General features: G+C 27.1%; 9 protein-coding genes. All 9 read left to right on the top strand.

Features of this window, described 5'->3' with window-relative positions; translation table 11 throughout:
* The first annotated feature begins 202 nt into the window (after positions 1–202).
* The 9 genes from RWY47_RS02865 to RWY47_RS02825 all read left to right on the top strand — a co-directional run bounded on the left by RWY47_RS02865 (position 203) and on the right by RWY47_RS02825 (position 10490).
* Complete coding sequence (locus tag RWY47_RS02865) at positions 203–1045, top strand: MBL fold metallo-hydrolase (RefSeq protein WP_224170591.1); 843 nt, start codon at positions 203–205, stop codon at positions 1043–1045.
* A gap of 102 nt (positions 1046–1147) precedes the next feature.
* Positions 1148–1951: an ABC transporter ATP-binding protein gene (locus tag RWY47_RS02860; protein WP_021430823.1), complete on the top strand. Its 804-nt coding sequence runs from the start codon at positions 1148–1150 to the stop codon at positions 1949–1951.
* Positions 1941–4028 (top strand): ABC transporter permease subunit/CPBP intramembrane protease, encoded by a 2088-nt coding sequence (locus RWY47_RS02855; RefSeq protein WP_224170592.1) that lies wholly within the window; start codon positions 1941–1943, stop codon positions 4026–4028. The genes RWY47_RS02860 and RWY47_RS02855 overlap by 11 nt, the downstream gene beginning before the upstream one ends.
* 204 nt (positions 4029–4232) lie before the next feature.
* Positions 4233–5654: an NAD(P)/FAD-dependent oxidoreductase gene (locus tag RWY47_RS02850; protein WP_224170593.1), complete on the top strand. Its 1422-nt coding sequence runs from the start codon at positions 4233–4235 to the stop codon at positions 5652–5654.
* A gap of 2 nt (positions 5655–5656) precedes the next feature.
* The gene (locus RWY47_RS02845) at positions 5657–6553 is read left to right on the top strand and encodes an FAD-dependent oxidoreductase (RefSeq protein WP_224170594.1); all 897 of its coding nucleotides are present in this window, start codon (positions 5657–5659) and stop codon (positions 6551–6553) included.
* An 81-nt stretch (positions 6554–6634) separates the two neighbouring features.
* Positions 6635–7462, top strand: a complete 828-nt coding sequence (locus tag RWY47_RS02840) for a MerR family transcriptional regulator (protein ID WP_021430827.1) — start codon at positions 6635–6637, stop codon at positions 7460–7462.
* Positions 7463–7560: 98 nt separating this feature from the next.
* Entirely contained in the window at positions 7561–8040 is a 480-nt protein-coding gene (locus RWY47_RS02835) for a deoxyuridine 5'-triphosphate nucleotidohydrolase (protein WP_224170595.1), read from the top strand.
* A gap of 132 nt (positions 8041–8172) precedes the next feature.
* Complete coding sequence (locus tag RWY47_RS02830; RefSeq protein WP_021430830.1) at positions 8173–9333, top strand: iron-containing alcohol dehydrogenase; 1161 nt, start codon at positions 8173–8175, stop codon at positions 9331–9333.
* 185 nt (positions 9334–9518) lie between these two features.
* On the top strand, positions 9519–10490 hold the full coding sequence (locus RWY47_RS02825; protein WP_025163075.1) for a hypothetical protein: 972 nt from the start codon (positions 9519–9521) through the stop codon (positions 10488–10490).
* Positions 10491–10626 lie beyond the last annotated feature (136 nt).

The following is a 10626-nucleotide window of genomic DNA, read 5'->3' as shown; positions in this document are numbered from 1 at the left end:
AAGAGGTAAGGAGCATAAGTCGTAGAATAATTAAATAAAAGTAGAATTAAGACACTATATAGATTAAATAAGGGTATAAACAAGAAAAAAGTAAGGAATTTAAAAAATTAGAGTTTAGTTCTAGCATAAATTGCTTATCAAGACAATTTTAAAATCTGAATGGGAAAATATGTATAACTAAACAAAAGGAGTGTTAGAAATTATGAAGTTAAAAATAATTGGAAGTGGAGGATGCGTTGCACTTCCTAAGCCACTGTGCAAATGTAGGATTTGTAAAGAAGCTAGATTAAAAGGAAATCCGTATTCTAGATATGGATGTAGCTTATTTATAGAAGATTTGGGGATGTTAATAGACACTCCTGAAGATATAACTCAAGCAATCAATTTTTCAGAGATTGATGAAATAAATTATGTTTTATATAGTCATGTTGATCCGGACCATACTCTTGGAATGAGGGTATTTGAACATATAAGATTAAACTGGTTAGAAACTTCTAAAGGAAAAGAATGCAATAATCCAGTAAATGTATTAGCTATGGAGCATGTAATGGAAGATATAAACTCTATAAAATTTAAATTTGGATTATATTTAGATTATTATGAAAATATTAGAAAGTTAATAAGAAGAAAACCTATAGAAAGTTCTATAATAATAGATGGAATAAAAATAAGTTTTTTAAAGGCTAATCATGCAACTGTATTTGTATTTGAAAAAGATAATAAAAAAGTTATATACGCTCCTTGTGATGTAAAACCATTTCCAAATGATATTATATTTGAAGACGCAGATTTACTTATAATAGGAAATACGGTTGTTGGAGACGAACTTAAAGATGGATTTATTCTAGAGGCAGATAATCCACTTAGAAAAGAGCTATTTACATTAGATGAAATACAAAATTTAAAAAATGATTATAGCATAAAAAATGTTATTATAACGCACTTAGAAGAAGATTGGGGTAAGTCTTATGATGATTATACTAAACTAGAAAAACAATATAAAAATATAAAATTTGCATATGATGGAATGGAAATTGAAATTTAGACTAATTTTAGTCCTTATTTTAAGGTTTTTAATCCATTGATATTTAAAATAATAAAAGGTAAGGTGTATAATAAGATTTAAAGAATTTAAAAGGGGGATAAAATGATAGAAGTAAACAACTTGTGCAAAGCTTTTACTAGAGTTGTAAAAGATGACAATTCTAAAAAAAAGAAAAATTTAACTAAATTTAAAACAAAAAAAGAAGAATTTTTAGCAGTAAATAATATTTCATTTAATGCAAAAGAAGGAGAAATTTTAGGAATACTGGGTCCGAATGGAGCAGGGAAAACAACTTTGCTTAGAATGCTTGGAGGAATATTAACGCCTACATCTGGACACATAGAAGTTTGCGGATATGATTATTCAATAGATAAAAATGCAGCTAAAAAAGAAATTGGATATCTATCTGGAAATACAAAACTCTATAATAGACTTTCTCCAAGAGAATTATTAACAACTTTTGCAAACTTATATGAAATGCCAAAAGATGAAATTGAAAAATCTATAAATGAAGTTATAAATATAATGGATATGGAAAGCTTTATAGATAATAGAATCGAAAACTTATCAACAGGTCAAACTCAAAGAACATCAATTGCAAGATGTCTAGTTCACTCACCTAAAATATACATATTCGATGAGCCAACACTAGGGTTAGACGTAATTAGTAGCAAGTCTATAATAGATTTTATGAAAAATGAAAAGCAAAGAGGAAAAACTGTTCTATACTCAACTCACTATATGGAAGAAGCTGAAACTTTGTGTGACAAAATAATTATGATACATCAAGGAGAAATTATTGCAATTGGGACCCCTGAAGAATTAAAGGAAAATACAAAAACTAATAATTTAAGAGATGCATTTATAACTCTTGCAAGTGAGAGGGGGAATTTATTTGAGGAATAAAATAGTAAAACAAATATTTAAAAAAGAAATTTTAGATATATTAAGAGATAAAAAGACTATATTTATGATGATTATACTACCAATAATTTTATACCCTATACTTATGGTAGGTATGACTCAGGTTATGTCTATTTCTATGAATAGTATGGAAAAAGAAAATATAAATATAGCTTTTAATAAAAATCCAAACAAAGCTTTAGTTTCAGTAATAGATGAAACTAATAAAGAAAGAAAAAAAGATAATAGTGAAGTAGGTCAGATAGAGTTAAAAACTACTGATGATTATAAAAAAGATTTAAAAGATGGAAATATAGATGCTTATATAAATATAAATGATAAAAATGGATACCTAAATTTTAATGTTTATATAGACTCATCTGAAAATTCATCAAGCATTGCAAAAGAAGAAGTAGAAAAAATATTAAATACATATAAGGAAGAATTAGTAGAAAATAAAATAAAAGAAAGTGGATTAGATACAAAATCTACACTTGAGCCATTAAGTTATAAAACTTTAGATGTGGCAAAAAATGAAGAAGTAGCTGGTCATTTAATAGGACAGATATTACCATTTGTATTAATTATGGGACTTTTAATGGGAGCTATATATCCTGCGATAGATGTTATGGCAGGAGAAAAAGAAAGAGGTACTTTAGAAACTTTATTTACACTACCTATAACAAATTTAGAGTTGGTTATGGGAAAATATTTAGCTGTATCGCTTTGTGCAGTAGTTTCTGCAATTTTAAATATTTTATCTATATTTATAACAATGGCATTTTTACTTGCAACTCAAGGTATGATAAGTGAAATGGGGATGATAAGCATTGATTATTCACAAATGATACTCCCTGGAATAATTACACTTATATGTGTATGCTTATTTGCTATGGTAGTGTCAGCTGTAAGTATGTGTGTATGTTCTTTAGCTAAGAGCTTTAAAGATGCTCAAAACTATATAACACCAGTTACACTATTTGTTATGATACCATCTTATGTTTCTATGGTTCCTACTATTGAATTAGATAGCTTCACAGCTACAATACCTGTAGTTAATATATCTTTACTTATTAAAAGTGTACTAACATTTAATAGTAATATAAGTTTAATAGCTTTAGTTTTATTATCAAATCTTGTGTTTGTTATAATAGCTGTATTGTTATTATCGAAGATGTTTAACTCGGAAGAAATTTTATTTGGAAGTAGTAAAAACTTTGCATTACTAGAGAAAAGAAGCAATATTAAAAAAGGAACTATGCCTTCTGTTGCAGATGGAGTTACTTTGTACGCAGTTGGAGTAGTATTGTTAATATATGTAGGAAGTTTAATTCAATTAAAGTTTGGAACTGCTGGGATAGCAGCTACGCAAATTATGATTATTGTTATGCCATTAATATTTGCATGGTATATTAAGTCTGATTTTAAAAATACATTTAATATAAAGATACCTAAAATACAACATGTATTAGGAGGTATAATCCTTTGGGGTGGTGTATTTGTATTTATTAACTTAATAAGTCAAATATTACTTTATTTATTCCCTCAAAATATGCAGGTTGTAGAAGGTCTAAACGAGGCATTAAAAGTAGATGATAGTATATTATTAAATTTAATAGTTATAGCAGTTATGCCAGCTATATGTGAAGAAATATTTTTTAGAGGCTTCGTATTTACTTCATTTACTCAAAGTAAAGAGAAGAAAGCTCAATTATGGGGTGTAATCTTTAGTGGTATATTATTTGGATTTATGCACATTGACTTTATAAGAGTTATTCCAACTAGTATTTTAGGAATTGCACTAGGATATGCTGTTTATAAGAGCAAATCAATATTTATACCTATGATAATGCACTTTTTAAATAATTCAATATCTGTATTTGCAATGCACTCAACAAAACCTGATGGATTAATAGGAAAATTAAATGAAGCTTTAACTATAGACTTTAGTAATTTTGAGGTATTTAAGCTTATTATCCTTATAATGATAAGTTTAATATTAGTGTTTATAGGAATTAAACTACTTAGTATAAATAAGAAAAATAAAATGAAATCTAGCAATGAAAAAGAGTTAATTTAATTAACTCTTTTTTTTCGCTTAAGGAGACTGTATTTGCTAAAAAAATTTAAAATTCTATTGTGTTATTATTAAAAAAATTAATGATTATTATTAAAATTATAAATTTTACTTATAGTGAAAATGGGTATATACTATATTTGAAATTAGAAAAGCTAAAATTTGACAAAAAATGATATGAAAGCTCTTTATGAAGGAGGAATCAGTATGAAAGATATTACTGTAATAGGAGCAGGTGTAGTAGGATGTGCCATAGCCAGAGAGTTATCTAGATATGACTTAAATATATTAGTAATAGAAAAAAATGAAGATGTTGCTGAGGGAATATCAAAAGCAAATAGCGGTATTATACATGGTGGGTATAATGAAAAAAAAGGAACTCTAAAAGCAAAATTAAATTTAGAAGGAAATGAAATGATGGATGATCTATCTAAAAAACTTCAATTCCCTTTTAAAAGAAATGGAGCTTTAGTACTAGCATTTAATGAAGAAGAATTAGAAAAAGTAAAAGAATTAAAGGCTAATGGAGATGAAATAGGTGTTAAGGGATTAGAAATTTTAAATAAAGACGAAGTTTTAGAGTTAGAGAAAAATATAAATAAAAATGTAGTTGGAGCTTTATATGTAAAAAGTTCTGGAATAGTAAGTCCTTATGAAATGACATTAGCATTAGGTGAAAATGCAGTTGAAAATGGAGTTGAATTTAAACTAGGAAATTCTGTAGTGGATATAAAAAAAGAGTTAAATTCTTATAAAATAGAACTTGATAATAAAGAAGTTGTTGAAAGTAAGATAGTTATAAATGCAGCTGGATTAGGCGCAGATTATTTAACTTATTTAGTTAGCAATGAAAAGTATGAAATTGATCCTGTAAAGGGTGAGTATTGCTTATTTGATAAAGTTGCAGGAACATTATGCGAAAAAACTTTATTCCAAGTACCTAGCAAATTAAGTAAAGGTGTTTTAGTTACACCAACAGTAGATGGAAATTTATTAATAGGTCCTAATGCAAAACATAGTGATACTATAGAAACTTCAAGAGAAGGTATAGATGAAATATTAGAAAAGAGTCAAAAGACTATAAAAGACATTCCTGTAGCAAGAGTTTTAAATACATTCAGTGGATTAAGACCTAAAGTTTGTGGAGGAGATTTTATAATAGAAGAGTCTAGAGATTGCAAAAATTTTATAAATGTAATAGGAATAGACTCACCAGGATTAACAGCAGCGCCAGCTATAGCTAAATATGTAGTAGATATAGTTTCTAAAAATATTCAATTAAAAGAAAAAGAAAACTTTAAAGAGACTAGAACTAAAATGGTTAGAATGAGTGAATTAAACATTGAAGAAAAAAATAAATTAATAGCTCGAAATCCTTCTTACGGGAAAATGATATGTAAGTGTGAATTTGTAACAGAAGGTGAGATTATTGATGCAATAAGAAGACCACTAGGGGCTAAGACATTAGATGGTATCAAGAGAAGAACTCGTGCTATGATGGGTGGATGTCAAGGAAGTGGATGTATGATTCCAATAAGCATGATATTAAGCAAAGAATTAGGAATAGATATAAGTAAAGTAAATAAAAACTGCAAATCTTCTACAGTTATTGGATATAAGGAGGTTTAATCATGAAAGCATATGACTTAATTATAGTTGGTGGTGGAGCAGCGGGTATACTATGTGCTATAGACGCTAACGAAAAAGGAATCAAGAATATATTATTAATTGAAAAAGACCCTGTATTAGGTGGAGCTTTAAATTTAGGTGATTATAATATAAGTAAAGAAAAAACTATATTAGGAAAAGATTACAAAGTTAGTTTATTAAATAAATTAGATAAATGTAATATAGATGTAAAATTAAATACTATGGTTTTAAAAATAGAGGATAATAATGAAGTTCTTTGCACTAGTCCTGAAAATGGTATAGAAAAAATAAAAGGTACAAATATTATACTTTCAAATGGGGCAAAAGAAGGTTCAAGAAAACCTGTAAATATGGTAGGAGATAGATGTTCTGGAATTCTTACTGTAGGAATGGCTAAAAAGATATTTAATATGCCTTATATGATTCCAGGTAAAGAAATACTTATAGCTGGAAATGCTACATTGTACATGATAGAAAAGGAATTAAAAGATAACAATATAAATGTAGTAGGAATTATTACGACTGATAAAGATGCTAATACTTATGGATTAACTGATAATATATATTATAACTATTCAATAGAATCTATATATGGACAAGGAAGAATAAATAGAGTTAAGTTATCTAAAGGAGATCAAGAGATATTTGTAGATTGTGATACTTTGATATTTTCAAACCCAATGCTTTCAGATGGATTAGTAGCTATGAGAAGTGATATTAAATTAAATCAAGTAACTACAGGCCCGCAAGTTGATAAAACATTTATGACATCAAGAAAAAATATATATGCATGCGGAAATGGAATCTTTATACACAACTCTATAGAAGATATAGAAAATGAATGTAAAGAAGTTATAGATAATATTGTTTGTAAGTAAGTGTTAATTTATAAAGTAAATAAAAATAATTATAGCCTATAGAGTTGTTCTATAGGCTATAATTATTTTTGAGGTGATATTATGAAACTTTCAACAGGACAAGTAAGTAAGTTATTCGGAATAAGTAAAGACACATTAAGGTATTATGATAATTTAGGGATTTTAAAGCCTGATATAAATAAACAAAATGGCTATAGATGTTATTCTCAAAAACATTTAGATCAATTGAATTTAATTCTTTTAACAAAAGATTTAGATATATCTTTATCTGATATAAAAGAAACTATAGAAAGTGAAGAACTTTGTGAATATAAACAGTTAATTACAAAGCAAGAAAGTATGATAGAAGAAAAGATTGAAGAGTTAAAGAAAAAACATGCTCAATTAAAAAATTTAAATAAAATAATAGAAACTATAGAGAATTATGAAAATGAGTATGATTTTAATAAAATAAGTATATATGAGAGTACATATAAATTTTATGGTGTTGAGATAAAGAAGATGCTAGAAAAGGAAAACAGCATAAAATATGTAGAATATTTGGATGAAAATTTAAAATGCATGAATGAAGAATGTTACTATACTTTGTATAATGTTATTAATAATGAAAAAATAATAGAAGATGAAAGTATTCTATTTTTAAAAGAAGAAGAAAAAAATAAATATATAACAAAAAAATATAAAGATGAAAATTTAGATTTATTAGAGAAAGTAGTCGCTGGTGAATTTGTATCCACCAATTTTTATGGTGATTTAGATGAATTAGAAAAGTATTTGATGTTAATGAATAAACATTTTAATAAAAATAATAATTTAGATACAGAGGTGTTTATAAAATATGACTTTTATATTCCTAAAAAAGTTGATGATGATAAATACTTTGCTCAAATTATAATGAAACTTAATTAACTTATATAAAAAACTAATAATATATCTGTTTTTGATTTGTTATACAAAAATAGATATGTTATTATAAGTATCAAAGATATTTTTAAAGGAGAAACATAATGAAAGTAAGAGGATTTGAAAAAGTAAGTAAAGCAGAATTTGAAAAAGCAAATGCAGATATAGCATATGAAGAGTTAACATTGCCTAATAGAGCAACAAAATTTGCTGCAGGATATGATATAAAAAGCACATTGAATTTCACACTAGAACCAGGAGAAGATATAGTAGTTCCAACTGGTTTTAAAGCATATATGCAAGTTGGAGAAATGCTAGCATTATTTCCAAGAAGTGGAATGGGATTTAAATATCAAATACAATTAGCAAATACTGTAGGTATAGGCGATGGTGACTATTATAATTGTGAATCTAATGAAGGTCATTATTTTATAAAATTAGTTAATAGAGGAAAAAAATCATGGGAAGTTAAAGTAGGTGATGGTATAGGACAAGCTATATTCATGCCAATACTTTTAGCGGATGGAGACGACTTTGAAACTGGTGAATTAAGAACTGGTGGATTTGGAAGTACAGGTAAATAATAAATACTCAAAAGACCCCTATGTCGTAAATTACGATATAGGGCTCTTTTATTGTCAATTTAATGTTACAAAATAAAATAGGAAAATATGGTATTATATATAGAGATATATACAATAAGGAGTTGATCAACAATGTTAGACTTTACTTTTCACAATCCAACTAAAATAGTATTTGGAAAAGATAAAATAGAAGAATTAAATTCACTTATACCAGAGGATTCAAGAGTTTTAATCCTTTATGGAGGAGGAAGCATTAAAAAGTTTGGAACTTTGGATAAGGTAAAAGATGCTTTAAAAGGTCGTGAAATATTTGAATTTTCAGGTATAGAACCAAATCCTAAATATGAAACATTAATAAAAGCGGCAGAAATAGTTAAAAAAGAAAATATAGATTTTTTATTAGCGGTTGGTGGTGGTTCAGTAATGGACGGAACTAAGTTTGTAAATTTAGCAGCTAACTATGATGGTGAAGACAAAACCGATTTATTAAACTATGGCTTTAATCCTGTTCCGGTTTCTAAGGGGTTACCTATAGGAACAGTAGTTACACTTCCAGCAACTGGATCAGAAATGAATGGAGGAGCGGTTATCTCTTACAATGGAGGTAAGTTCTCTGTTAGAAGTCCCTTATCATTTCCTACATTTTCAATCTTAGATCCAACACTGACATTTACTTTACCTAAGACACAAGTAGCTAATGGCGTAGTAGATACATATATACATGTATTAGAACAATATGCTACATATTCTGTTGACGCAAGATTCCAAGATAGAACAGCAGAAGGAATATTAAAGACTTTAATAGAAATTGGAAGAGACACTATAGATAATCCAACAGACTATGATTTAAGAGCGAACTTAGTTTGGTGTGCAACGATGGGACTTAATGGTCTTATAGCTGCAGGAGTTCCTCAAGATTGGACAACACATAAAATAGGACATGAATTAACGGCTTTATATGGAATAGATCATGCTAAGACATTAGCAGCTATACTTCCAGCACTTTGGGAAGTTAGAAGAAATGAGAAAGGATCTAAACTAATTCAATATGCAGAGCGCGTATGGAATATAAAAGAAGGTAGTGATGATGAAAAAATAGATCTAGCGATAAGAAAAACTCGTGAGTTTTTTGAAAGCTTAGATATGCCAACTCATTTATCAGTATATGGACTTAAAAAAGAAGATGTAGATACTGTTGTAAATTCTCTTGAATGTCATGGAATGACTAATTTATCAGAAAGAGGAGATTTAGGATTAAATATAAGTCGAAAAATAATAGAAAAAGCACTTTAATTATTCTGTTTTAAATTAAAATAAAAGCTATAGTTTTATAACTTATAAAACTATAGCTTTTATTTATAAATAGAAAAATATATTATATTAAATTAGTGTATCAAAAAAATTAAAAAGACAAAAAACGAGTTATTTAATTATAAAATGAGAATAATAAAACTACTAAAACTAAAAGGAGACTAATTATGCTAAAGACAAAAATTACAATTTTAATTTTAGTGGCTTTAATGGGAAGCACAATAGTGTCAAATGCAAATGAAGTTAACACACAAGATCTGATTTTAGGCGGATGTAAGTTAAAACAATGCGAAGTAAAAAGTGATAAAAGAACAAAGAATTATGACGAAGAAAATATTATAGAGAGATTTTTCAGGCCATCTAAACTTCCAATTTTAAATGATAAAGACGAAAGTTCACTTTATAATATGTATGGTAGTAAAGATATAAATTTAAAGATACCAAATAACCTTTTAAAAACTCCAGAAGATACGATAATAAATTATTTTAGTGTTTTAAGAGAAGCTGCAAATCCAACTGAAGATAATCATACAGGATGTGGATCATTAGGAGATACAAGAGGGCCTTACCCTGTTGCATATAATTTTTTATCGAATTCATATAAGCAAGGTCATAGCTATGAAGAGTATTTAAAATCATTTGAAAATAAGCTTCATATAAATTTAATTAAACTTAATAAGTTGCCTAGTGATGAAAATAATAAAACAGATTTAAAATACTTTGTTGAATTAGAAATAATAGAAGGAACCAATGAAAAGAAAGGTGTTTTTGCTTACTATTATGGATATATTTATCTTAACAAAGAAAATGGAGTTTACAAGATAAAAGATATGCAGTATGCACCTGAGAATTATTTATGTGCACCATATCATGGTTGGAACTATGATGCTAAACTAGTAGTAGAGATTAAATATAGAGATTGGTGTTCTTTAGTATCAGGAGACGTAAAGGTAAAACAAGATGGATATGAGAAAAAAGTATATTTTAAAGACAAAGATGGAAATCAGTATTATGTGCTTTTCTACCAACTAACTAATGGATATGATATAAAAATAGCTGACTACAAGAAAAATAAGAATGGTAAGTGGGAAGTTATATATATAAACCCTGAGAGCTGTTTAGAAAAGAAAAATTCTTAGAATAAAAAATCCGAGTATAATTAATTAACTCGGATTTTTTATTCTAAGTAAATTAATTCAAAATTCATTTTACAACATAATATAACATTTAACTATCAACATTTAGTATAATTATTCTAATCAATATCAATTAAAT

Origin of the sequence: Paraclostridium sp. MRS3W1 (assembly GCF_032465715.1) — a bacterium.
GTDB classification, from domain to species: Bacteria; Bacillota; Clostridia; order Peptostreptococcales; family Peptostreptococcaceae; genus Paraclostridium; species Paraclostridium dentum.
Note: the sequence above shows the minus strand (reverse complement) of the source record. Positions and strands in the feature narration are given on the sequence as shown.